This window comes from Streptomyces sp. NPDC017095 (assembly GCF_044332325.1).
GTDB lineage: Bacteria > Actinomycetota > Actinomycetes > Streptomycetales > Streptomycetaceae > Streptomyces.
The window spans coordinates 351093-373671 of sequence record NZ_JBIROU010000007.1; the positions used below are offsets into that span (position 1 = coordinate 351093).

At 72.7% G+C, this 22579-nt stretch carries 21 protein-coding genes and 1 riboswitch; of the genes, 16 read left to right on the forward strand and 5 right to left on the reverse strand.

Going from position 1 to position 22579, the window contains the following annotated elements; all coding sequences use genetic code 11:
- Positions 1-22: 22 nt before the first annotated feature.
- The 4 genes from ACH4OA_RS16915 (at position 23) to ACH4OA_RS16930 (ending at position 4823) form a co-directional block, all read left to right on the forward strand.
- Positions 23-1510 (forward strand): amino acid permease, encoded by a 1488-nt coding sequence (locus ACH4OA_RS16915; protein ID WP_397969547.1) that lies wholly within the window; start codon positions 23-25, stop codon positions 1508-1510.
- 27 nt (positions 1511-1537) lie between these two features.
- Positions 1538-1990: an Lrp/AsnC family transcriptional regulator gene (locus ACH4OA_RS16920; RefSeq protein ID WP_030620185.1), complete on the forward strand. Its 453-nt coding sequence runs from the start codon at positions 1538-1540 to the stop codon at positions 1988-1990.
- Positions 1991-2265: 275 nt separating this feature from the next.
- Positions 2266-3054: a carbon-nitrogen hydrolase family protein gene (locus ACH4OA_RS16925; RefSeq protein ID WP_397936861.1), complete on the forward strand. Its 789-nt coding sequence runs from the start codon at positions 2266-2268 to the stop codon at positions 3052-3054.
- 56 nt (positions 3055-3110) lie between these two features.
- Positions 3111-4823 (forward strand): flavin monoamine oxidase family protein, encoded by a 1713-nt coding sequence (locus ACH4OA_RS16930; RefSeq protein ID WP_397969549.1) that lies wholly within the window; start codon positions 3111-3113, stop codon positions 4821-4823.
- 102 nt (positions 4824-4925) lie between these two features.
- Here the strand turns inward: ACH4OA_RS16930 and ACH4OA_RS16935 are convergent, their stop codons facing one another.
- Both ACH4OA_RS16935 and ACH4OA_RS16940 read right to left on the reverse strand, forming a co-directional pair.
- Positions 4926-5645: a DUF5995 family protein gene (locus ACH4OA_RS16935; RefSeq protein WP_397969551.1), complete on the reverse strand. Its 720-nt coding sequence runs from the start codon at positions 5643-5645 to the stop codon at positions 4926-4928.
- A 76-nt stretch (positions 5646-5721) separates the two neighbouring features.
- Positions 5722-7158: a uracil-xanthine permease family protein gene (locus ACH4OA_RS16940; protein WP_397936856.1), complete on the reverse strand. Its 1437-nt coding sequence runs from the start codon at positions 7156-7158 to the stop codon at positions 5722-5724.
- Positions 7159-7364: 206 nt separating this feature from the next.
- Here ACH4OA_RS16940 and ACH4OA_RS16945 point away from each other — a divergent pair, with 206 nt between their 5' ends.
- The gene (locus ACH4OA_RS16945; protein ID WP_397936855.1) at positions 7365-7823 is read left to right on the forward strand and encodes an acyl-CoA thioesterase; all 459 of its coding nucleotides are present in this window, start codon (positions 7365-7367) and stop codon (positions 7821-7823) included.
- Here ACH4OA_RS16945 and ACH4OA_RS16950 read toward each other — a convergent pair.
- Positions 7783-9000: an MFS transporter gene (locus tag ACH4OA_RS16950; RefSeq protein ID WP_397936853.1), complete on the reverse strand. Its 1218-nt coding sequence runs from the start codon at positions 8998-9000 to the stop codon at positions 7783-7785. The genes ACH4OA_RS16945 and ACH4OA_RS16950 overlap by 41 nt on opposite strands.
- 151 nt (positions 9001-9151) lie before the next feature.
- Here ACH4OA_RS16950 and ACH4OA_RS16955 point away from each other — a divergent pair, with 151 nt between their 5' ends.
- From ACH4OA_RS16955 to ACH4OA_RS17000, 10 genes are all read left to right on the forward strand, one after another.
- On the forward strand, positions 9152-10459 hold the full coding sequence (locus tag ACH4OA_RS16955) for an ROK family transcriptional regulator (RefSeq protein ID WP_397969552.1): 1308 nt from the start codon (positions 9152-9154) through the stop codon (positions 10457-10459).
- 275 nt (positions 10460-10734) lie between these two features.
- Positions 10735-10865, forward strand: a riboswitch (FMN riboswitch).
- A gap of 162 nt (positions 10866-11027) precedes the next feature.
- Positions 11028-11633 (forward strand): riboflavin synthase, encoded by a 606-nt coding sequence (locus tag ACH4OA_RS16960; RefSeq protein ID WP_397969554.1) that lies wholly within the window; start codon positions 11028-11030, stop codon positions 11631-11633.
- Positions 11630-12271 carry a nicotinamide riboside transporter PnuC gene (locus ACH4OA_RS16965; RefSeq protein ID WP_397969555.1) on the forward strand — a complete coding sequence of 214 codons (642 nt, stop codon included), beginning with the start codon at positions 11630-11632 and terminating at the stop codon, positions 12269-12271. Before ACH4OA_RS16960 ends, ACH4OA_RS16965 begins: the two co-directional genes overlap by 4 nt.
- A complete protein-coding gene (locus ACH4OA_RS16970) occupies positions 12268-13581 on the forward strand; it encodes a bifunctional 3,4-dihydroxy-2-butanone-4-phosphate synthase/GTP cyclohydrolase II (RefSeq protein ID WP_397936847.1) in 1314 nt (437 codons plus the stop codon). Before ACH4OA_RS16965 ends, ACH4OA_RS16970 begins: the two co-directional genes overlap by 4 nt.
- Positions 13582-13604: 23 nt before the next feature.
- Positions 13605-14090, forward strand: a complete 486-nt coding sequence (gene ribH / locus ACH4OA_RS16975) for a 6,7-dimethyl-8-ribityllumazine synthase (RefSeq protein ID WP_397936846.1) — start codon at positions 13605-13607, stop codon at positions 14088-14090.
- A 34-nt stretch (positions 14091-14124) separates the two neighbouring features.
- Positions 14125-14397 carry a phosphoribosyl-ATP diphosphatase gene (locus tag ACH4OA_RS16980; protein WP_397946533.1) on the forward strand — a complete coding sequence of 91 codons (273 nt, stop codon included), beginning with the start codon at positions 14125-14127 and terminating at the stop codon, positions 14395-14397.
- Between the two features lie 50 nt (positions 14398-14447).
- Positions 14448-15296 carry an ATP phosphoribosyltransferase gene (hisG, locus tag ACH4OA_RS16985; protein ID WP_397936844.1) on the forward strand — a complete coding sequence of 283 codons (849 nt, stop codon included), beginning with the start codon at positions 14448-14450 and terminating at the stop codon, positions 15294-15296.
- 12 nt (positions 15297-15308) lie between these two features.
- Complete coding sequence (locus ACH4OA_RS16990; RefSeq protein ID WP_397969557.1) at positions 15309-15779, forward strand: PH domain-containing protein; 471 nt, start codon at positions 15309-15311, stop codon at positions 15777-15779.
- A gap of 163 nt (positions 15780-15942) precedes the next feature.
- Positions 15943-17277, forward strand: coding sequence for a hemolysin family protein (locus tag ACH4OA_RS16995; protein ID WP_397969558.1), 1335 nt, complete (start codon positions 15943-15945; stop codon positions 17275-17277).
- Complete coding sequence (locus ACH4OA_RS17000) at positions 17274-18347, forward strand: hemolysin family protein (protein WP_397936840.1); 1074 nt, start codon at positions 17274-17276, stop codon at positions 18345-18347. Before ACH4OA_RS16995 ends, ACH4OA_RS17000 begins: the two co-directional genes overlap by 4 nt.
- Positions 18348-18425: 78 nt before the next feature.
- Here ACH4OA_RS17000 and ACH4OA_RS17005 read toward each other — a convergent pair whose 3' ends face one another.
- Together ACH4OA_RS17005 and ACH4OA_RS17010 are read right to left on the reverse strand one after the other, a co-directional pair.
- Positions 18426-20297, reverse strand: coding sequence for an AAA family ATPase (locus tag ACH4OA_RS17005; RefSeq protein WP_397936839.1), 1872 nt, complete (start codon positions 20295-20297; stop codon positions 18426-18428).
- A 456-nt stretch (positions 20298-20753) separates the two neighbouring features.
- Entirely contained in the window at positions 20754-21350 is a 597-nt protein-coding gene (locus tag ACH4OA_RS17010; RefSeq protein ID WP_397936837.1) for a uridine kinase, read from the reverse strand.
- Positions 21351-21603: 253 nt separating this feature from the next.
- Here ACH4OA_RS17010 and ACH4OA_RS17015 point away from each other — a divergent pair, with 253 nt between their 5' ends.
- Positions 21604-22560, forward strand: coding sequence for a hypothetical protein (locus tag ACH4OA_RS17015; RefSeq protein WP_397936835.1), 957 nt, complete (start codon positions 21604-21606; stop codon positions 22558-22560).
- Positions 22561-22579 lie beyond the last annotated feature (19 nt).

Here is a 22579-nt window from a genome sequence, read left to right on the forward strand (position 1 = left end):
GGCAGCGATAAGGAGCCAGCGCGTGCTCGACCAAGGCGCACCCCCGCACCACCCGATACCGGCCGCCCCCGCGTCCCCGGGCGTCGCCGCGCGCCTGTTGCGTCGCAAGCCCGTGGAACGCCTGGTCGCCGAGGGCGGCCAGGGCGAGGGAGGACAGCTCCGGCGCTCCCTCGGGCTGTGGCAGCTGACCATGATCAGCATCGGTGCCACCCTCGGCACCGGCATCTTCGTCGTCCTCGGCGACGCCGTGCCGGAGGCCGGCCCCGCGGTCACCCTGTCCTTCGTGATCGCCGGCCTCACGGCCCTGTTCTCGGCCCTGTCGTACGCCGAGCTGGCGGGCAGCATCCCGGTCGCCGGCTCCTCGTACTCGTACGCATACGCAACGCTCGGCGAGCTGGTCGCCTGGATCTGCGGCTGGTGCCTGGTCCTGGAGTACGGCGTGTCGGTGGCCGCCGTCGCCGTCGGCTGGGGCGAGTACCTGAACGAACTGCTCGACGGCACCATCGGCGTCACCATCCCGGACGTGCTGTCCTCGGCCCCCGGCGAGGGCGGTGTCATCAACCTGCCCGCCCTCGTCGTCGTCCTGCTGGCGATGGTGTTCCTGCTCGGCGGCGCCCGGGAGTCCGCCCGCGCCAACACGATCATGGTCTGTGTGAAGATCGCCGCGCTGGTGCTGTTCTGCTCGATCGGCTTCATGGGCTTCAAGTCCGGCAACTACGCCGACTTCATGCCGCTCGGCATGACCGGGGTCAGCGCCGCCGGTGCCACGCTGTTCTTCTCGTACATCGGCTTCGACGCCGCCTCCACCGCCGGTGAGGAGGCGCGGGACCCCAAGCGGGACCTGCCGCGCGCGATCATGCTCTCGCTGATCATCGTCACCGCGCTGTACGTGCTCGTCGCGGGTGTCGCCGTCGGCGCCTGGAACTGGAAGAAGTTCGACGGCTCCGAGGCCACCCTCGCCGCGATCATGAACGATGTCACCGGCCAGACCTTCTGGGGCACGATGCTCGCCCTGGGCGCGGTCATCTCCATCGCCAGCGTGGTGCTCACCGTGCTGTACGGCCAGACCCGCATCCTCTTCGCGATGTCCCGCGACGGCCTGGTGCCCAAGGCGCTCGGCAAGGTGCACGCGAAGTCCGGCGCGCCCCGCCTGAACACGGTGCTCGTGTCCCTCTTCTGCGGGGTGCTCGCCGCCCTGATCCCGCTGGGCAAGCTGGTCGACGCCACCAGCATCGGCACGCTGTTCGCCTTCGGACTGGTCAACATCGCGGTCGTCCTGCTGCGGTACCGGCGACCGGAGCTGGAGCGCACGTTCAAGGTGGCGTTCGGGCCGGTCCTGCCGGTGCTGGGCTTCCTGTTCTGCGCGTACAACATGTTCAGTCTCGACACCGTCACCTGGGTCGTCTTCGGATGCTGGATGGCCGCCGGGCTCGTGTTCTACTTCCTCTACGGCTATCGCCGTTCCCGTCTCGCGACCGGTGACGGTCCCGCGGTGACGGCAGTGAAGTGACCGAACCGAAGAAGTGAACCACCCCCTGTGCTGAACGATCTCGACGAACGCATCGTGCACGCCCTCGCCGAGGACGCCCGCCGCTCCTACGCGGACATCGGGCAGCTGATCGGTCTGTCCGCGCCCGCGGTGAAGCGGCGCGTGGACCGGCTGCGGGCCACCGGAGCCATCACCGGATTCACCGTGCGGGTGGATCCGGCGGCGCTCGGCTGGGAGACCGAGGGGTACATCGAGATCTACTGCCGGAGCAACACCTCCCCGGAGACCATCCAGCGGGGTCTGGAGCGCTACCAGGAGGTCGTGGCCGCGTCGACCGTCACCGGCGACGCGGACGCGATCGCCCAGGTCTTCGCCTCCGACATGCGGCACTTCGAGCGGGTGCTGGAGCGGATCGCGGGCGAGCCGTTCGTGGAGCGCACCAAGTCGGTCCTGGTGCTGTCACCGCTGCTGCGCCGCTTCTCCTCCGGGGCGCCGGGGTAGAGCCGATCGCTGGCTGGGGCGCCCCGCCGGGCGCCGGCCGCGGGCCGGACGGGAACCGCGCGAGCGATCCCGTCCGGCCCGCGCCGGGTCCACGGCGGGGCGCCCCGAGCGTTTTCCGGGGCCGCGTGATCCCGCCGCGCAACGAATCGCCGCCTGCCGCGCGCCGCACGCAACAAACCGCGCACCGGCGCGCAACGGCTCCTTCTTGTCCGGCCGAGCGCGCCGACCGTACCGTCTTTCTGGCCCCCCAACCCCCTTCCCGGTGAGGATCCCGCATGCGCACCGCCCTGCTCCAGAGCTCCGGCCGCCCCGGTTCGGTCGCCGGGAACCTCAAGGTCCTCGACGAGGCCGCGGGCCGGGCCGCCGCCACGGGCGCGGGGCTGCTGGCCGCACCGGAGATGTTCCTCACCGGGTACGCGATCGGCGACGACATCGCCCGGCTCGCCGAGCCCGCCGACGGCGACTCCGCCGACGCGATCGCCGAGATCGCCACCCGGCACGGCCTGGCGATCGCCTACGGCTACCCGGAGCGCGACGGCGACACCGTCCACAACTCCGCCCAGTTGATCTCCGCCGACGGCACCCGGCTCGCCAACTACCGCAAGACCCACCTCTTCGGTTGCTTCGAGCGCGACCACTTCACGCCGGGCGAGCGGCAGATCGTCCAGGCCGAGCTGAACGGGCTGACCGTGGGCCTGCTGATCTGCTACGACGTCGAGTTCCCGGAGAACGTCCGCGCCCACGCGCTGGCCGGCACCGACCTGCTCGTCGTGCCGACCGCGCAGATGCACCCGTTCCAGTTCGTCGCCGAGTCGGTGATCCCGGTGCGCGCCTTCGAGAACCAGATGTACGTCGCGTACGTCAACCGGGTCGGCCGGGAAGGGGAGTTCGAGTTCGTCGGCCTCTCCGTCCTCGCCGGTCCCGACGGGGTCGCCCGCACCCGCGCCGGCCGGACCGAGCAGCTCGTGACCGCCGACGCCGACCCCGTCTTCCTGGCCGCCTCCCGGGAGGACAACCCGTACCTGAAGGACCGCCGCCCCGGTCTGTACGGGTCCCTCGTCTGAGCCACGGCCGCCCCCGCTTCCCCCTGGTTTCACCACCCGCAAGGAGTCCGTACCCCATGACGTCCACGGTGCCCAACGCCGTCGAGCACACCGACGAGCAGCAGCCGCCGATCACCATGTTCGGCCCGGACTTCCCCTACGCCTACGACGACTTCCTCGCCCACCCGGCGGGCCTCGGCCAGATACCGGCGACCGAGCACGGCACCGAGGTCGCCGTCATCGGCGGCGGCCTGTCCGGCATCGTGGCCGCCTACGAGCTGATGAAGATGGGCCTCAAGCCCGTCGTCTACGAGGCCGACCAGATCGGCGGCCGGCTCCGCACGGTCGGCTTCGAGGGCTGCGACCCGTCGCTGACCGCCGAGATGGGCGCGATGCGCTTCCCGCCGTCCTCCACCGCCCTCCAGCACTACATCGACCTGGTGGGCCTGGAGACCAGGCCGTTCCCGAACCCGCTGGCCGAGGCCACCCCCTCGACCGTGGTCGACCTCAAGGGCGAGTCGCACTACGCCGTCACCGTCGACGACCTGCCCCAGGTCTACCGGGACGTCGCCGCGGCCTGGAACAGGTGCCTGGAGGAGGGCGCCGACTTCTCCGACATGAACCGCGCGATGCGCGAGCGGGACGTGCCGCGCATCCGGGAGATCTGGGCGAAGCTGGTCGAGAAGCTGGACAACCAGACCTTCTACGGCTTCCTCTGCGACTCCGAGGCGTTCAAGTCCTTCCGGCACCGCGAGATCTTCGGCCAGGTCGGCTTCGGTACCGGCGGCTGGGACACCGACTTCCCGAACTCCATCCTGGAGATCCTGCGCGTCGTCTACACCGAGGCCGACGACCACCACCGCGGTATCGTCGGCGGCTCCCAGCAGCTGCCGCTGCGGATGTGGGAGCGCACCCCGGAGAAGATCGTCCACTGGCCGTACGGCACCTCGCTCGCCGCGCTGCACGAGGGCGGCCGGCCGCTGCCTGCCGTGACCCGGCTGCACCGCACCGCCGGCAACGGGATCACCGTGACGGACGCGCGCGGCGACATCCGCACCTTCCGGGCGGCGATCTTCACCGCCCAGTCCTGGATGCTGCTGTCCAAGATCCAGTGCGACGACTCGCTGTTCCCGATCGACCACTGGACCGCGATCGAGCGCACCCACTACATGGAGTCCAGCAAGCTCTTCGTCCCCGTCGACCGGCCGTTCTGGCTGGACGAGGCCGTCGACGACAAGGGAAATCCGACCGGCCGGGACGTCATGTCGATGACGCTGACCGACCGCATGACGCGCGGCACCTACCTGCTGGACGACGGCCCGGACAAGCCCGCCGTGATCTGTCTGTCGTACACCTGGTGCGACGACAGCCTGAAGTGGCTGCCGCTGTCCCCGAACGAGCGGATGGAGGTCATGCTGAAGTCGCTTGGCGAGATCTATCCGAAGGTCGACATCCGCAAGCACATCATCGGCAACCCGGTGACGGTCTCCTGGGAGAACGAGCCCTACTTCATGGGCGCGTTCAAGGCCAACCTGCCCGGCCACTACCGCTACCAGCGGCGCCTGTTCACCCACTTCATGCAGGACCGGCTGCCCGCGGACAAGCGGGGCATCTTCCTCGCGGGCGACGACATCTCCTGGACGGCCGGCTGGGCCGAGGGCGCCGTGCAGACCGCGCTCAACGCGGTCTGGGGCGTGATGCACCACTTCGGCGGCACGACCGACCCGACGAACCCGGGCCCGGGTGACGTGTACGACGAGATCGCGCCGGTGGAGCTTCCCGAGGACTGACGCGGGAGACGGGCCAGGGCGCGGGCGGCCGGAGTCGGACTCCGGCCGCCCGCGCCTTCGCCGTCCGGCGGCGCGGCGGGTCCGGTCAGCCGTCGAGCGGGGTCAGCAGTCGAGCGGGACCGGCCGTCGAGCGGGCCGGCCGTCGAGCGGGGTCAGCAGCATCCGGCCCGCGAAGCCCACCACCGCGTCCAGCCGTTCGGTGAACTCCTCGACGACGTCGGCGCAGTGCCGCAGCGCCCACAGCGCGCGGGCCGCCGCCCAGCTCGCCTCCCGGGCCCGCTCCAGGCTCCAGGAGCCCAGCAGATGGGTGAGCGGGTCGGCGATCTGGAGGAGATCGGGGCCCGGCATCAGGTCCTCGCGCACGCGTTCCTCCAGCGCCACGAGCACCTCGCCCACCTGGTCGAACTCGTCCTCCAGAGCGGCCGGTTCGCAGCCGAGCGCATGGCAGGTGTCGACCACGGCCAGGGCCAGGTCGTGCCCGACGTGGGCGTTGACGCCGGCCAGGGCGAACTGGAGCGGGCGCACTCCGGGATGGCGGCGGAGCTGGAACAGGGGCCGCCAGCAGGCGGGCGGGCGGCGGTCCGCGGCGGTCGCGTCGACCGCCGCCAGATAGCGCTCGGCGAACCGCGCGCCCAGCGTGCCCGCCGCGCGCGGGTCCGCGAACTCCCCGGCGGCCAGCCGCAGGTCCACCTCCTCGGTGACGGTGAGGTAGACGCGGTTGAACACGGCGACGCCGTCCCGCGCGGGCAGGGCCGCGTCGAGCGCGCGCATCCGCGCGACGACGGTGTCGACCGGGGTGGTGAGGTATGCCGGCTGCGTCATGGAGGAAGGCTCCCAGCCCGGGGCCGGCCGGTGTGCCGACCGGCCCGGTGCTTCGCCGGAACGAGGGAACGCCGGGCTACGGCTCGGCGTGCGGCGTCCTCGCGCCGGCTCCCGTCCCGGTGTCCGCGCCGGTGTCCGCGGCCTCCGGGTCGTAGGACGACGTGCCCTCGTCCAGCAGCGGTGCCTGCGTCTTGAGGTGGGCCGGGGCGAAGGCGCGCAGCGCGTGGTAGCCGGTGATGACGACCAGGGTGCCGAGGGCGATGCCGCTGAGCGAGAAGGTGCTCGTGAACTTCATGCTCACGTTGCCGACACCGATGATGATGCCCGCGGCGGCCGGGACCAGGTTCAGCGGGTTGCGCAGGTCCACCTTGGCGTTGAGCCAGATCTGCGCGCCGAGCAGGCCGATCATGCCGTAGAGGATGACGGTGATGCCGCCGAGCACCCCGCCCGGGATCGCGGCCACCACCGCGCCGAACTTCGGGCAGAGGCCGAAGAGCAGCGCGAAGCCGGCGGCGGCCCAGTAGGCGGCGGTGGAGTAGACGCGAGTCGCGGCCATCACGCCGATGTTCTCCGAGTACGTGGTGTTCGGCGGGCCGCCGACCGCCGTGGACAGCACGGAGGCGACGCCGTCCGCGGAGATCGCCGTGCCCAGCTTGTCGTCCAGCGGATCGCCGGTCATCTCGCCGACGGCCTTGACGTGCCCGGCGTTCTCCGCGACCAGCGCGATGACCACCGGCAGGGCGACCAGCACGGCCGACCACTGGAAGGACGGCCCGTGGAAGTGCGGCAGGCCGATCCAGTCGGCCTTGCCGACACCGGAGAGGTCCAGCCGCCAGTGGTCGGTGACCTTGCCGCCCGGACCCATGGAGTGGATCTTGCCGAAGATCCGGTCGAACACCCAGGAGATGCCGTAGCCGAAGACCAGGCCCAGGAAGATCGCGATGCGCGACCAGAAGCCGCGCAGGCACACCACCGCGAGGCCGGTGAAGAGCATCACCAGCAGGGCGGTCCACTGGTCCTGCGGCCAGTAGGTGGACGCGGTGACCGGGGCCAGGTTGAACCCGATCAGCATGACGACCGCGCCGGTGACGATGGGCGGCATCGCGGCGTGGATGATCCGCGCGCCGAACCGCTGCACGGCGAGGCCCACCAGGAACAGCACGGCGCCGACGACGAGCACCGCGCCGGTCACGGTGGCGCTGGTGCCGCCCTGGGCGCGGATGACGGCGGCCACGCCGACGAACGACAGGGAGCAGCCGAGGTAGCTCGGCACCCGGCCGCGGGTGGCGAGCAGGAAGATCACCGTCGCCACGCCCGACATCATGATGGCCAGGTTCGGGTCCAGGCCCATCAGCACGGGCGCCACGAAGGAGGCGCCGAACATGGCGACCACGTGCTGGGCGCCCAGGCCCACGGTGCGCGGCCAGGAGAGCCGTTCGTCGGGGCGTACCACCGCTCCGGGCGCGGGCGTGCGCCCGTCACCGTGCAGTTTCCAGCGCACGCCGAGGTCCATGGTGGGGTTTCGCTTTCTTACGTACGTGAGGTCGGTCCGCACCATTGTCAGGGCTAACCGGCGACTTCTCGCCCGCGTGTTCCCGTACGTGAACTCTGTGCGAAAGGGTGATCCGGGTCGCCCGTCGAGAGGGCTGAGCGGTCGCTTAGTATGGTGGTGTACCAGGGGTGCCGCCACCCCGCCAGCGCATCCCAGGAGCCCAGCCCGTGACCGCCGAAGCCCCGACCGTGCCCGCCGTCTCCTACGGCCGGCTGATCCCCGTCACCGTCCACTTCGACGACCTCGACGCGCTCGGGCTGCTGCACAACGCCCGCTACCCGCTCATGGTCGAGCGGGCCTGGACCGAGCTGTGGGCCGGGCACGGCGTCCGCTTCGACGGCGACTGGACGGCGGCCGGCGACGCCTGCAACGCGGTCCGCGAGCTGCGCATCGGCTACGAGGCGCCGGTCACCCGCCCCGGCTCCTACGCCGTCCATCTGTGGCTGGAACGGCTCGGCACCACCGGCCTGACCTACGGCTTCCGGTTCTGCTCGGCCGACGGCGCCGTGACCTACGCCCGGGGCAGCCGGGTCCTCGTCCGGCTGGACCCGGCGACCATGCGCCCGGCGCCCTGGAGCGAGACCTTCAGGACGGCGGGCCGGGAACTGCTGCGCCCGGCGGACTGACCTCCCGCGCGCGGCCGCCGCGCTCGGCGCTGCGCAGGACGCCCGCGAACGCCACGAGCCCGCACGCCAGCGCCGTGACCACGCAGAAGGACACCATCAGGCTGGTCGCCTGGGCCACCCCGCCGATCAGGCTCGGCGCGATCAGCCCCGAGGTGTAGGTGATGGTCGCCACGCCCGCGATGGCCTGGCTGGGCCGGGGGCCGGCGTGTCCGGCCGCCGCGAAGCAGAGCGGCACGACCACCGCGATGCCGAGCCCCATCAGCGCGAACCCGGCCATCGCCGCCGCCGGGTGCCCCGCGCCGACGACCAGCAGCCCGCCGAGCGCGGCCAGCACGCCGCCGCCCCGCACGGTGCGGACCGCACCGAAACGATTCACCACCGCGTCCCCGACGATCCGGGCCACGGCCATGGTCAGCATGAACCCGGTCGTGCAGGCCGCCGCCAGCCCCGCCGAGCTGTCCAGCCGGTCCCGCAGGAACACCGCCGACCAGTCCAGGCTCGCGCCCTCGGCGAACACCGCGCAGAACCCGACCGCGCCGATCAGCAGCGCGGAGCGCGGCGGCAGCGCGAACCGCGGCGGCGGCTCCTCGTCCTCGGCGGGCTGGAGGTCGGGCACCCAGCGGCAGACCGTGTACCCGAGGAGGGTGAGGACGGCCGAGGCGAGCGCGAAGTGCGTCCGCGCGTCCGCGCCCAGATGCGCGGCGAGCGTGCCGGCCGCCGAGCCGGTCAGGGCGCCCGCGCTCCACAGGCCGTGCAGACTCGACATGATCGACTTCTCCAGCAGCCGCTCGACCTCCACGCCGAGCGCGTTCATCGCGACGTCGGACATGCCCGAGGACGCGCCGTAGGCGAACATCGCCAGGCACAGCGTGACGAGGTTCGGCGCGACGGAGGGCAGCACCAGGGCCAGCGTCCACAGGGCCAGCAGTCCGCGCAGCGCCGTACGGCTGCCGAACCGGTGGCTGATCCGGCCCGCCAGCGGCATCGAGCAGGACGCCCCGAACGCCGTGAAGGCCAGCGCGAAGCCGAGCTGGCCGGCGCCGAGCGAGGTGTGCTCCTGGATCCACGGCACGCGGGTGGCGAACGAACCGGTCACCGCGCCGTGCACGGCGAACACGGCCGCCACGGCGTACCGGGCGCGCCTCACCTCGCCGCGCGCTTGGCTCACGTCACTCATCTTCCGTCCTTCCCCGGGGCGCCCGGCCCGGTCCTCCCTGCGACGCCGCGTAAACTATCAGGAACCCTGCCTGATAGATAGAGTGCAGAGAGGGCGCGGACACGGGCCCATGCGGTCGGCCGGTCCGCGCGGATCTGGGAGGATTCCCGTCATGCCCGCATCACCCAGCACCGCCCGGGCCATCAACGACCGGCTGGCCCTGCGGCTGTTGCAGCAGGAGGGCCCGCTGACGGCCGGGCAGTTGAAGCAGCTCACCGGGCTGTCCCGGCCCACCGTGGCCGACCTGGTCGACCGGCTCACGGCCGCCGGGCTGATCACGGTGGTGGGCGAGGCCGGCGAGCAGCGCCGCGGGCCCAACGCCCGGCTCTACGGCATCGTCGCCGGCCGCGCCCATCTCGCCGCGCTCGACGTCCGCACCGAAGGCGTGCTCGTCCTGGTCTCCGACCTCCTCGGACGGGTGCTCGCGGAGGCGTCCGTGCCGATCTGCGGGGACACCGGGACCGGGCCTGCGGTGGAACGGGCGGTGGCCGCGGTGGAGAGCGCCGCGAAGGAGGCCGGCGCCGACCGGCTGCACACCGTCGGCATCGGCGCGCCGGGCCTGATCGACCCGGCCACCGGAGACCTCCGGGACTCGGCCGGGCTGCCCGCCTGGCACCGCAGCCTGGCCGCCGCCCTCCAGGAGCGGCTGCCCGGCGCCCGGGTCACCGTCGAGAACGAGACCAATCTGGCCGCCCTCGCCGAACAGCGCGAGGGCGCCGCCCGCGACCGGGACACCTTCGTCCTGCTCTGGCTCGGCCACGGCGTCGGCGCCGCCGTCGTCCTGGACGGCGCCCTGCGCCGCGGCGCCTCCGGCGGCACCGGCGAGATCGGCTTCCTGCCCGTCCCCGGCACGAGGGGCCTGCCCTCGGCGGTCGACTGCGACGGCGGCTTCCACTCGCTGGCCGGCGCGGCGGCGGTCGTCTCGCTGGCCGCGGAGTACGGCCTGCCGGTGCCCGCCGCACCGGACGGACCGGGCGCGGCGGACGTGGTGCGGCGGGCGGTGGCGGACGCGGCCGGGGGAGCGGCGGCGCCCGTCTCCGGAGACGAGGACGCGGGGGTGCCCGGCGGCGAGGGCGGCCGGAGGGCCGGTGAACACGGCGCCTCAGGGCCGGAGTCCGGCGGCCGTCCGGACGCCGTGGGCTTCCTCGGGGTGCTGGCCGACCGGGTCGCCGTCGGTGTCGCCTCGGTCGTCGCCGTGCTGGACCCGGGCTGCGTGGTGCTCGGCGGGGAGGTCGGGCGGGCCGGCGGGGGAGTGCTCGCCGGGCTGGTGCAGGAGCGGCTGCGCCGGATGTCGCCGCTGGCCACCGAGGTGCGGGCGAGTGGGCTCGGGGGCACGGCCGTCCTGCGCGGAGCCCTGCTCACCGCGCGGGAACGGGCCCAGGACGACCTGTTCTCGCCACCGGAGCGCCCGGGCGGGTGAGCGGGGTGACGGTCGGGGCCGCGCGCGGTGGCCTTCACACCGGCCCGTCCGCCCTTCCTGGGTCGTCCGCTTTGGTCCGGACCATTGACCGCACTGGTCTAGTCCTTTTAGGGTGCGGACGGGCTCGGCGGCGGTGACGACGGCCCTTGCCCGCCGCCGGGCCGCCAACGGCGACCGCATGGCGCGATACCGATGGTACGCACTGTGAGGGAACCCACACGGCCCACCCGCAGGGACGCCCATCAGGCGTGGCACACTGGGCCCTGTACCAGAAGCAGCGCACTCCGGGGTCGGTGAAAGTCCGAACCGGCGGTTACAGTCCGCGACCCGGCCGCTTCCAGCGGCCGGTTGACCAGGTGAAATTCCTGGACCGACGGTTAAAGTCCGGATGGGAGGCAGTGCGCGGCGGGCGGGCACGCGTCTTCCGTGTGCGCGCCGCCGTATCAGGACACGTCCCTCTGCGGACGCGTGTCCGTGACGGCGACGCCCCCGGTCTGTGCTCACCCGTGAACTCTGTCGTCAGACAGGCCCCGGAGTCCGTGCCCGAAGAGGCAGGAGGACCCGGGAAGTGTTCACCGGAATCGTCGAAGAGCTGGGCGAGGTCACCGCCGTCGAGAACCTCGGCGACGCCTCCCGCTTCCGGCTGCGCGGCCCCGTCGTGACCGAGGGCGCGCGCCATGGCGACTCCATCGCCGTGAACGGGGTCTGTCTCACCGTCGTCGAGCACGAGGGTGACGTGTTCACCGCCGACGTCATGGCCGAGACCCTCAAACGCTCCAGCCTGGGCGCGCTCACCGCCGGCTCCCGCGTCAACCTGGAGCGCCCCACCGCCGTGGGCGCCCGCCTCGGCGGACACATCGTGCAGGGACACGTGGACGGCACCGGCGAGATCCTCCGGCGCACCCCGTCCGAGCACTGGGAGATCGTCGAGATCTCCCTGCCCGCGGAGCTGTCCCGCTACGTCGTGGAGAAGGGTTCCATCACGGTCGACGGCATCAGCCTGACCGTCGTGGACGCGGGCGCCGGCCACTTCACCGTCAGCCTCATCCCGACCACCCTCGCCCTCACCACGCTCGGCGTGAAGCAGCCCGGCGACCCGGTCAATCTCGAAGTCGACATCATCGCCAAGTACGTGGAGCGGCTGCTGGCGGCCGGACAGGGGGCACACCGGTGAACTGGCTGAACTCCGAGGCGTTCACCCTGTTCGGCCAGCACATCATCTGGTCGGACATGACCGGCAACATCCTGGGCCTGATCACCCTCGCCCTCGGCTGGCGCCGCTCCCTGTGGACCTGGCCCGTGCAGTTCCTGTCCGGCCTCGTCCTCTTCGCCGCCTTCTACGGCCACCTCACCGGCAGCGCCGGCAAGCAGGTCGTCGTCATGGTCGTCGCGCTGTACGGCTGGTGGCAGTGGCAGCGTTCCAGGAACGGCAGCGGCGACGGCCACATCACCCCCCGGTTCGCCACCTGGCGCGAGCGCGCGGGCATGCTCGCCGCGGCCGCGGCCGGCACGGTCGCGGTGGCCCTGCTCTTCACGGCCTACCCCAGCCTGTCCTGGGACCCCTGGCCCGACGCCTACATCTTCGTCGGCACCATCGTCGCGATGTACGCCCAGGCCAAGAGCATGGTCGAGTTCTGGTTCGCCTGGCTGCTCGTCGACCTCGTCGGCGTCCCCCTGAACTTCGCCAACGGCTACGCCTTCTCCGGCTTCGTCTACGTCATCTACGGCGCACTCGTCCTGTGGGGCATGCGCGACTGGTGGCTGCGCTCCCGCAGGCAAGCGCGGCCCGCACTGGAAGGAGCGCCGGCATGACCTCGGCACCCGTCCTCTACGACACCGAGCACATCGAGAACTTCGGGCTGGACCCGGTCGAACGGGCCATCGCCGACATCGCCGCCGGCCGGCCGATCGTCGTCGTCGACGACGAGGACCGGGAGAACGAGGGCGACCTCGTCGTCGCCGCGGAGAAGGTGACGCCCGAGATCGTCGCCTTCATGATGAGCGAGTGCCGCGGCCTGATCTGCGCCCCCATGGAGGGCGAGGAACTGGACCGGCTCGGCCTGCCGCAGATGGTCGAGGAGAACTCCGAGTCCATGAAGACCGCCTTCACGGTCTCCGTGGACGCCTCGGCCGCCCACGGGGTGAGCACCGGCATCTCGGCCGCCGACCGGGCGGCCACGCTCCGGCTGCTGGCGGGCGGCACCGCCGAGCCGGCCGACTTCGTCCGCCCCGGCCATGTCTTCCCGCTGCGCGCCCGGCCCGGCGGCGTCCTGGCCCGCGACGGCCACACCGAGGCCGCCGTCGACCTCGCCCGGCTCGCGGGTCTGCGCCCGGCCGGCGCCATCGTGGAGATCGCCGGCGAGGACGGCCGGATGCTCCGCCTGCCCGAGCTGATCCCGTTCGCCCGCAAGCACGGACTGACGATCATCTCCATCGAGGACCTGATCGCCTACCGCAAAAGCAGCGAGCCCACCGTCCGCCGCGAGGCCCGCACCCGCCTGCCCACCCGGCACGGCACCTTCACCGCCTACGGCTACCGCTCCACCGTCGACGGCGTCGAGCACGTCGCCCTCGTCCACGGCGAGATCGGCGACGGCGAGGACGTCCTGGTCCGCGTCCACTCCGAGTGCCTCACCGGGGACGTCTTCGGCTCCCTGCGCTGCGACTGCGGCCCCCAGCTCGACACCGCGCTGGAGCGCATCCAGCGACAGGGCCGCGGAGTCGTCGTCTACCTGCGCGGACACGAGGGCCGCGGCATCGGCCTGCTGTCCAAGCTGCGCGCCTACGAACTCCAGGAGCAGGGCCGCGACACCCTCGACGCCAACCTCGAACTCGGACTGCCCGCCGACGCCCGCGACTACGGCGCCGGCGCGCAGATCCTCGCCGACCTCGGCGTGCGCGGTGTGCGGCTGATGACCAACAACCCCGAGAAGACCGACGCGCTGCTGCGCCACGGACTGAAGGTCACCGGCCGCGAACCGATGCCCGTCCAGGCCGGCGAGCACAACCTCCGCTACCTGCGCACCAAGCGGGACCGGATGGGGCACGACCTGCCCTGGCTCGACACGCCCGCCGTGTCGGGCTCCGTGGCCGCGTCCGCGGCCACCTGCGGCAACCAGTAAGCACGACAGCACTGAGGAGAGACGTGAGCGGCAAGGGCGCACCGGAGTTGTCCGTACGCGATGTGAGCGACCTGCGGGTCGCCGTCATCGCGGCGCAATGGCACGAGAAGGTGATGGACGGTCTGGTCGACGGCGCCCTGCGCGCCCTGGGCGAACTGGGCATCGACGAGCCGACCCTGATCCGGGTCCCCGGCAGCTTCGAACTCCCGGTCGCCGCCAAGGCCCTGGCGAGCCGCGGCTACGACGCCGTGGTCGCCCTCGGCGTCGTCATCCGGGGCGGCACGCCCCACTTCGACTACGTGTGCCAGGGCGTCACCCAGGGCCTCACCCAGGTCTCCGTGGAGACCGGCGTCCCCGTCGGCTTCGGCGTGCTCACCTGCGACACCGAGGAGCAGGCCCTGGACCGGGCCGGCATCGAGGGCTCCCGCGAGGACAAGGGCCACGAGGCGGTGACGGCCGCGGTCTCCACCGCGGCCACGCTGCGTTCAGTATCCGAACCCTGGCACTAGCCCGGCCGCCGCAACGGCTAGGGTGGGGCTCACCATGTCCAAGAAGACGTTCGAGCAGCTCTTCGCCGAGCTGCAGCACAAGGCCGCCGACGGCGATCCCGCCACCTCCCGTACCGCGGAGCTGGTCGGCAAGGGTGTCCATGCCATCGGCAAGAAGGTCGTCGAAGAGGCCGCCGAGGTCTGGATGGCCGCCGAGTACGAGGGCAAGGAGGCGGCCGCCGAGGAGATCTCGCAGCTGCTGTACCACGTCCAGGTGATGATGGTCGCCCGCGGCATCTCCCTGGACGACGTCTACGCCCATCTGTAAGCCGTACCCCGCACCCACTCCCCAGAGAACGAACGAAGGAAGCCGACCTCATGCTGCGCATCGCCGTCCCCAACAAGGGTTCCCTGTCCGGCCCTGCGGCGGAGATGCTGCATGAGGCCGGCTACCAGCAGCGCCGCGAGTCCAAGGAGCTGCGCATCGTCGACCCGGAGAACGAGGTCGAGTTCTTCTACCTCCGCCCCCGCGACATCGCGATCTACGTCTCCTCCGGCCGCCTCGACATCGGCATCACCGGCCGTGACCTGCTGATCGACTCCGCCGCCGACGCCGAGGAGATCCTGCCGCTCGGCTTCGCCCGGTCCACCTTCCGCTTCGCCGCCAAGCCCGGCACCGCGCACGGCATCGAGGACCTCAAGGGCCACACGGTCGCCACCTCGTACGAGGGAATCGTCCAGAAGCACCTCGCGGACAGCGGCGTCGACGCCTCCGTCGTGCACCTGGACGGCGCCGTCGAGACCGCGATCGAACTGGGTGTCGCCGAGGTCATCGCCGACGTCGTCGAGACCGGCACCAGCCTGCGCAACGCCGGCCTGGAGGTCTTCGGCGAGCCGATCATGCAGTCCGAGGCCATCGTCATCCGCCGCACCGGCGCCGACGCCGACGAACCCAAGGTCCAGCAGTTCCTGCGCCGCCTCCAGGGCGTCCTGGTCGCCCGGACGTACGTGATGATGGACTACGACTGCCGGGTCGAGCAGCTCGAGAAGGCCGTCGCGCTCACCCCCGGCCTGGAGTCCCCGACCGTCTCCCCGCTGCACAACGAGGGCTGGGTCGCGGTGCGCGCCATGGTCCCCGCCAAGGAGGCCCAGCGGATCATGGACGATCTCTACGCCATCGGCGCCCGCGCCATCCTGACCACGGCCATCCACGCCTGCCGCCTCTAAGAGGTACGCCCGATGCCCGACCTGCCCGACCTGCCCGACCTGCCCGTCACCTTCCGGCCCGGCCACACCCGGGCGATCTTCCTCACCGCCGGGGTCGTGATCTTCGCGGTGATCAGCGCGGTCGCGCTGCTGCTGGAGCACATGGGCCCCGGCTCACGGCTCAGCTTCGTCGTCACCGGCGCGCTCTGCTTCTGGGCCCTGGCCCGGCTGTCCCGGGTCAAGGTGGTCGCCGACGAGACCGGCGTCACCGTCGTCAACATCGCCGGCACCCGGCGGCTGGCCTGGGCGGAGATCCTCCGGGTGAACCTCCGGCCGGGCGACCCCTGGGTGTTCCTCGACCTCAGCGACGGCACCAGCCTGCCCGCGCTCGGCATCCAGCCCGGCCTGGCCAGGCAGCGGGCCATCGCCGACGCCCGGACCCTCAGGGCGCTCGCCGAGGCCCACTCGGACCCCTCCGCCCTGCCGCATCAGCCCACATCTTGATTAATCTGGTGGGCGGAGGCCGCCCCGCTGCGCCTCCGCCCCTGTGCACCGCCCGGTGCCAGGGGTTCCTGCTACCCGAGGAGTGACTCCCTCCGGCGATGGACGGATCGTCCTGTAGTACCCACGCCACCCCTGCCCGGCCTCACGGGAAGGCGGTGGCAGCGTGACCACCCCTCTGCTGCTGCTCGCCGCGGCCTTCGCGCTGATCCTCGCCAACGGCTTCTTCGTCGCCGCCGAGTTCGGCCTGGTGACGGTCGAACGCCCGGACGCCGAGAAGGCCGCCGCCGACGGCGACGCCCGCGCCCGTACGGTCGTGGAGTCGCTGAAGGAGCTGTCCTTCCAGCTCTCCGGCACCCAGCTCGGCATCACCATCACCTCCCTGGTCGTCGGCATGCTCGCCGAACCGGCCCTGGCCGCGCTGCTGCGCGGCCCGTTCGCCGCGCTCGGCATCCCCGGCGGCGCCGCGTCCGGCATCGCCGTGGTCGCCGGCATGCTGCTGGCCTCGGCCGTCCAGATGGTGATCGGCGAACTCGTCCCCAAGAACTGGGCGGTGTCCCGGCCGCTCCAGGTCGCGCGCTTCGTCGCTGGCCCGCAGCACCGCTTCGCCCGGCTGTTCCGCCCGGTGATCTCCGCGCTGAACACCGTCGCCAACCGGCTGGTCCGCGCCCTCGGCGTGGAACCCGCCGACGAACTGGCCTCCGCCCGCACCCCCGGCGAGCTGGTCTCCCTGGCCCGGCACTCCGCCCAGGCCGGCGCCCTGGAACAGGACACGGCCGACCTGTTCGTGCGCACCCTGTCCCTGGGCGAACTGACCGCGCAGCACGTCATGACGCCCCGCGTGAAGGTGAGCGCGCTCCAGGTCTCGGCCACCGCCGAGGACGTCGTCAACCTCACCCGGGCCACCGGCCTGTCCCGCTTCCCCGTCTACCGGGAGAAGATCGACGAGATCGTCGGCATGGCCCACCTCAAGGACGCGCTGGCGATACCGGCCCGCGACCGGCTGCGCACCCCGGTCGGCCGCATCGCCCGCAAGGCGCTCCTCGTCCCCGAGAGCCTGCCCGTGCAGCCCCTGCTCGCCCGGCTGCGCAGCGAGCAGCCCATCGCGGTCGTCGTCGACGAGTACGGCGGCACGGCCGGCGTGGTCACCCTGGAGGACATCGTCGAGGAACTGGTCGGCGAGGTCCGCGACGAGCACGACGCCAAGGACATGCCCGAGCTGGCCCCGGCACCGCCCGAGGACGGCAGGCCCGCCTGGGACGCCGACGGCAGCTGCCGTGTCGACATCCTCCAGCGCATAGGCCTGGAGGTGCCCGAAGGACCGTACGAGACCGTCGCGGGGCTCGTCGCCGATCTGCTCGGCCGCATCCCGGCCCCCGGCGACCGGGCCGAACTGCCCGGCTGGCGGCTCTCGGTCCGCCAGGTCGGCCACTACCGCGCCGAACGGGTCCGCCTGGTCAGGACGGCCCCGGCGGCCGGCGTCCCGGAGGCCGTCCGATGAGCCTGCTGCAACTGGTCTTCGCCGGGCTGCTCGTGCTCGTCAACGGCTTCTTCGTCGCCGCCGAGTTCGCGCTCGTCTCCGTGCGCCGCAGCCAGATCGAACCGCTCGGCACGGCCCGGGCGCGCCAGGTGCTGTACGGCCTGGAACGGCTGCCGCAGATGATGGCCGCCGCGCAGTTCGGCATCACCGTCTGCTCCCTGACACTCGGCGCGGTCGCCGAGCCGACGGTGGCGCACCTGCTGGAGCCGCTGTTCGAGTGGATCCGGCTGCCGCACGGTGTGATCCACCCGCTCGGCTACGTCATCGCGCTGGCCGCGGTGGTCTTCTTCCACCTGGTCATCGGCGAGATGGTGCCGAAGAACCTCGCGATGGCGGCGCCCGAGAAGGCGGCGCTGTGGGCCAGCCCCGGGCTGGTCTGGTTCGCCCGGCTCTGCAAGCCGGTCACGGTGGCCCTCGGCGCCTGCGCCCAGGGCGTCCTGCGGCTGTTCCGGGTCGAGCCGAGGGACGAGGTGGAGGCGGTCGTCACCACCGAGCAGCTCAACCGTCTGCTGGAGGACTCCGGCCAGGCGGGCCTGCTCGGCCCCGAGGAGCGGGAACGGCTGGAGGACGCCCTGGAACTGGGCTCCCGCCCGGTGACGGACGTCCTGCTGCGCCGCGAGTCCCTGGTCACGGTGGACCCGTCGGTCACCCCGGGCGAGATCGTGCGGCTCACGGCCCGCACCGGCTACTCCCGCTTCCCGGTCGCGGCGGGCGACAAGGGCCCCTTCATGGGATACGTGCACGTGAAGGACGTCCTCGACGTGGAGGACTCCGACCGGGCCGTGCCGCAGCAGGTCTGGCGGCCGATGGCCACGCTCCGCGCCGAACTGCCCCTGGACGACGCCCTCACCGTGATGCGCCGGGCCGCCACCCATCTGGCCCAGGTCGCCGACGCCACCGGCCGGGTGCTGGGCCTGGTGGCGCTGGAGGACGTGCTGGAGATGCTGGTGGGCGAGGTCCGCGACCCGGCGCACCGGGACATGCCGGAACCGCGCGTGACCGGGGCACCCGAGCAGGCACTCGCCGGCTGACCCGGACGGCGACGGGAGACCGCGGGGCCGCCGGCCGCGCGGTCTCCCGCACCCCGCGGGACACCCGCCCCGGGCCGCCTACAGGCCCGGCGGATCCTGCGGCCCCCGCCCCGACAGCACCTCGCCGTACGCCTGCATCAGATCGGGCAGCCGCAGGGTCGCCAGGTCCTCCCGGGACAGCGCCCCCGCGTACGCCGACAGCCGCAGGTCCCGGTACGCGCAGCTCTTCTCGTACAGCGTGCGCAGGAACCGTCCGTTGCCCAGCTCGTCGATCCACCCCTGGCCGACCACGTGCCCGGCGATCGAGCGCAGCTCCTCCAGCGCCTCGTCGTCCCACAGGTCCCCGTTCTCCGCCGCGAGCACCTTGCCGATCTCGGTGAGTTCCGGCGGCCGGTACGAGGGGAAGTCCACCCGGGTGGTGAAGCGGGACGACAGCCCGGGATTGGCGGCGAGCAGGCGGTCCATGCCCTCCGGATAGCCGGCCAGGATCACCACCAGGTGGTCCCGGTTGTCCTCGGCCCGCTTCAGCAGCACCTGGAGCGCCTCGTCGCCGTAGGCGTCCCCCTTGCCGTACCCGGAGTTGGACAGCGAGTACGCCTCGTCCACGAACAGGACCCCGCCGATCGCGGAGTCGATCAGCTCGTTCGCCTTCACGGCCGTCTGGCCCAGGTACTCGCCGACCAGGTCGGCCCGCTGCGCCTCCACGAGGTGGTCGCCGCCGAGCAGGCCCAGGGCGTAGAACACCCGGCCCAGGATGCGCGCCACCGTGGTCTTGCCGGTGCCGGACGGCCCGGAGAAGACGAAGTGCCGTTTGGGAGGCTGCACCGGCAGCCCCTGACCGGCTCGCAGCCGCGCCATGTTCAGCTGTGCGGACAACGCCTTGACCTGGCGCTTGACCGGTTCCAGCCCCACCATGCGCTCCAGTTCGGCGAGCGCCTGCGCGAGTAAAGCGGGGTCGGTGGGCCCGGCCGGCACCGGCGAGACGGCCACCCCGGGCGCGCCCGTCCTGGTCCGCACCGAGGGATCGGGCACCGGCGCCGGCGGGCCGGCCGGCCCCTCGGGTTCCGGCAGCCGCAGATCGCGGGCCTCCACGCCGAACAGCGGATCGAAGCCGTCCGGCCCGTCCACCGTCTCCTGGCCCGTGCCGGCCAGCGTGATCGCGGCGAGGCCGGCCGTCTCGTCGTACCCGTCGCCCTCGGCGATCGCGGCGAGCCGGGCGGAGGTGTCCATGAAGGCCGGGTCGACGCGGTGCACCGCCCGGTACAGCGGGAGCGCGGCGGCCGACCGCCCCGTGCCCTCGTGCGCCCGCGCCAGCCAGTACCGCAGCTCCTTGCGCTGCGGCTGCTCGCTGCGGCACCGCATCAGCGCCGCCGACAGCAACGGCTCGGCCTGGCCGTACATCTCCAGCCGGACCCGGGCCATACCGCCGAACAGACCGGCCTCGATGCCCAGCAGGGGATCGTCCAGCAGCGGATCGGTGTGCCGGATCAGCTGCTCCCAGTCCTTGACCAGATAGGCGCGGCAGGCGTGCAGGAAGCGGACCTGCGCGTCGGTGTCGACCGGGGGCAGTCCGGCCAGGGCGCGGTCCAGCTCGGGCACGTGCCGGCCGTCCAGCCAGTGCGAGGCGTGCGCCAGCAGCAGATCACGCGGGCTCTCCAGCACCGGCTGCACCCACCAGCCCAGCCAGTACCAGGAGTTGAGGGGACGGCGGTGCCGGGTGCGCTGTTCGCCGAAGCGGTCGCGGTGCCGGAACATCCGCAGCAGCGCGGTGGTCGTGTCGACCCGGAGCGCGTGCAGTCCGAGCCAGGCGTCCGCCATGCCCGGGTCCAGCCGCACCGCGGTGCGGAACTCCTCTTCCGCCTGCGGATAGGCGCCCATCGTGTAGGCGTCCACGCCCCGCAGCCAGGCGAGGGCGGCCGGGGCCTCGGGGCCCTGCGTGCCGAAGTCCATCCGTCCCCCCACAGACCGTGCCCCCGTGGTTCGCCACCGGACATCCGCCCGACGGCCGCCGCGGTCGAACCGCTGTGCCGCGGACCGGAGTTGCCGGTGCGCGAGGCAGTCGAAGGCCGCCGAGGGCATCGTACCCGTGGTACACGCGCGTGCCGAAGGGTGCCGTACCGCGCGAAGGACGGGGCGGGGGCGGACGGGACGCACGGCGTTCGGTGACCGAGGGTGAGAGAACCGGCGTGCGGGGCGCCCGGGAACCGGGTCCCGCGGCAGAACGAAGCCCCCGGTCACGGGGGAACAACCGGGGGCTTCGTGTCGGCGGGCGACTGTCGAAAGCCGCACATTGAGAACGTAAGTCCTGTCCGGCCCCCCGGTCAAGCGAAGTTGAGGCACTCGGGGAAGTTGTCCCGCAAGGCTCTTCACCACTTCACCACATCGCGGAGAGGCCGTCACCCAGCGTCACACCGGGCGCGTCTCCGGGGCCCTCGCGCCCGGTCCCGGCAGCACCTCGTACCCCTCCGGTCGCTGGAGCACCAGCAGATCGGCATGGGGGCGTGAAGGGTCGGTGGCGAAGTGAGCGTGCTCCGCCGCGACCCACCCGTCCCAGAACGCGCGCTGCCCCGCGCCGTCCCGGGCCCGGCCGCGTGCCCAGGACTCCTCCCGGTCCACCTCCATCCACAGCAGCCGGGCCAGGTGCGGCCGCAGCGCCCGGCGTCCGGCGCCGACGCCCTCGATCAGCACGACGGGCGCGGCGGGCAGCGGACGCGGGGTGCCGAAGGCGCGGGCCCCCCAGTCGTACGGCGTGACGAGGCCGTCCTCGCCGCGCGCCAGGGGCTCGATCACCTGGGTCATGAGCCGGTCGGTCCACGCGAAGAGCCGGTCATGGCTGGCGACGTCGTCGAGATGGAGCACCGGAGCCCCGCCGAGCGCCCGGGCCAGCCGGTCGGCGAAGGTCGACTTCCCGGACCCGGCGTGCCCGTCGACGCCGATCAGCCGGACCGGCCCCAGGGACGGCGGGAGCCCGCGCAGCCGGGCGGCGAGGTCGTGAATGGTCATTCCCGGGGTGTGTCGCACAGGGGTGGATTCTCCGTGAACAGTCTAGGGGCGGCCCCGGGACCGGGGGCGGCGGGGAGCCCCGGACCGGAGAAAGTCGCGTCTTGAATCACCGGCCGCCGGCCAGTCAAAGGTGACGATAAACAGTCCGAATTCCCTGACCGATATGTCGAATTCGGCGTTCCCGGTGGGGTCCACGCTGAGTAAGGTGCCTCCTGCGCAACGTGATGCGCCGCACGGTGACGGGCAGGGGGACATGGCCGCGGAGTTATTCGAAGGGCACTACGTATGGCATCCGGCGGCCGACGACCGGGTCCTGGCGAGCGTCTGCATGGAGGTGCGCGCCGGGCGGTACCGGTCCGCGCACGAGGCCCTCGCCGAGACCCGTACCGACTTCGCCCTGCGCGCCCACCGCTCGCTGGTGCTCGCCTCCGAGGCGGCCGACACGGATCTCGCGGAGCGCTGGCTCGCCGAGGAGCCGACCCCGGAGGCCGCGCTGCTGTGGGCCCGGGTCGCCGTGCAGCGCGCGCTGCGGGCCGCCGACGCGCGCGACGACCGCGCCGAGGCGCTGGAACGGATCGCGCTGGCCGCCTGTGACCGGGCCGCCGAGGCCGCCCCCGCCGACCCCACGCCCTGGGCCGCCCGGCTCGCCATGGCGCGGCTGCACCGGCTGCGCGACCCGGCCCCGCAGGGCCTGCTCACCGCCCCGCCCGGCCCCTGGCGGCTGTTCGCCCACATCCTGTCCCTGGACCCCTGGCACCGCGAGGCCCACCACCGCTTCCTGTCCTGTTTCTTCACCCGGCACGGCGGCTCGGTCACCGCGGCCTGGGACGTGGCCGCCTTCCTCAGCCAGCGGGCGCCCGCCGACTCCCCGCTCCGGCTGCTGCCCCTGGTCGCCCTGGTGGAGAGCTACAACCCCACCCAGTTGCTCGCCGACCGGGTCTGGGAGCAGCCCCAGTGGCGCGCCACCGCGCTCACGATCTACCAGCACTGGCTGCCCGCGGTGGCCGGCTACCGCTTCACCCCCGTGCTCGACCTGGCCTACCTCGCGCACGCGCTGGTGATGGCCCAGCGCGAGTTCGAGGCCCGGGCGGTGTTCGCGGCGATGGGCCCCTACGCCTCGCGCATGCCCTGGAGCGCCTTCGGCGACCCGGCCGAGCAGCTCTCCCGGGCCCGGCGCGCCTGCGGCCTGCCGGTCCCCGGGCCCGGCTGACCCGACCGCCGCCCGCGCC

Coding starts and splice junctions, on each gene's coding strand:
- ACH4OA_RS17000 (WP_397936840.1), top strand. CDS start 17,274: ATGAGCCTGCTGCAACTGGTCTTCGCCGGGCTGCTCGTGCTCGTCAAC.
- ACH4OA_RS16950 (WP_397936853.1), bottom strand. CDS start 9,000: ATGAGTGACGTGAGCCAAGCGCGCGGCGAGGTGAGGCGCGCCCGGTAC.
- ACH4OA_RS16935 (WP_397969551.1), bottom strand. CDS start 5,645: ATGACGCAGCCGGCATACCTCACCACCCCGGTCGACACCGTCGTCGCG.
- ACH4OA_RS16970 (WP_397936847.1), top strand. CDS start 12,268: ATGACCTCGGCACCCGTCCTCTACGACACCGAGCACATCGAGAACTTC.
- ACH4OA_RS17010 (WP_397936837.1), bottom strand. CDS start 21,350: ATGACCATTCACGACCTCGCCGCCCGGCTGCGCGGGCTCCCGCCGTCC.
- ACH4OA_RS16930 (WP_397969549.1), top strand. CDS start 3,111: ATGACGTCCACGGTGCCCAACGCCGTCGAGCACACCGACGAGCAGCAG.
- ACH4OA_RS16990 (WP_397969557.1), top strand. CDS start 15,309: ATGCCCGACCTGCCCGACCTGCCCGACCTGCCCGTCACCTTCCGGCCC.
- ACH4OA_RS16940 (WP_397936856.1), bottom strand. CDS start 7,158: ATGGACCTCGGCGTGCGCTGGAAACTGCACGGTGACGGGCGCACGCCC.
- ACH4OA_RS16955 (WP_397969552.1), top strand. CDS start 9,152: ATGCCCGCATCACCCAGCACCGCCCGGGCCATCAACGACCGGCTGGCC.
- ACH4OA_RS17005 (WP_397936839.1), bottom strand. CDS start 20,297: ATGGACTTCGGCACGCAGGGCCCCGAGGCCCCGGCCGCCCTCGCCTGG.
- hisG (WP_397936844.1), top strand. CDS start 14,448: ATGCTGCGCATCGCCGTCCCCAACAAGGGTTCCCTGTCCGGCCCTGCG.
- ACH4OA_RS16925 (WP_397936861.1), top strand. CDS start 2,266: ATGCGCACCGCCCTGCTCCAGAGCTCCGGCCGCCCCGGTTCGGTCGCC.
- ACH4OA_RS16980 (WP_397946533.1), top strand. CDS start 14,125: ATGTCCAAGAAGACGTTCGAGCAGCTCTTCGCCGAGCTGCAGCACAAG.
- ACH4OA_RS17015 (WP_397936835.1), top strand. CDS start 21,604: ATGGCCGCGGAGTTATTCGAAGGGCACTACGTATGGCATCCGGCGGCC.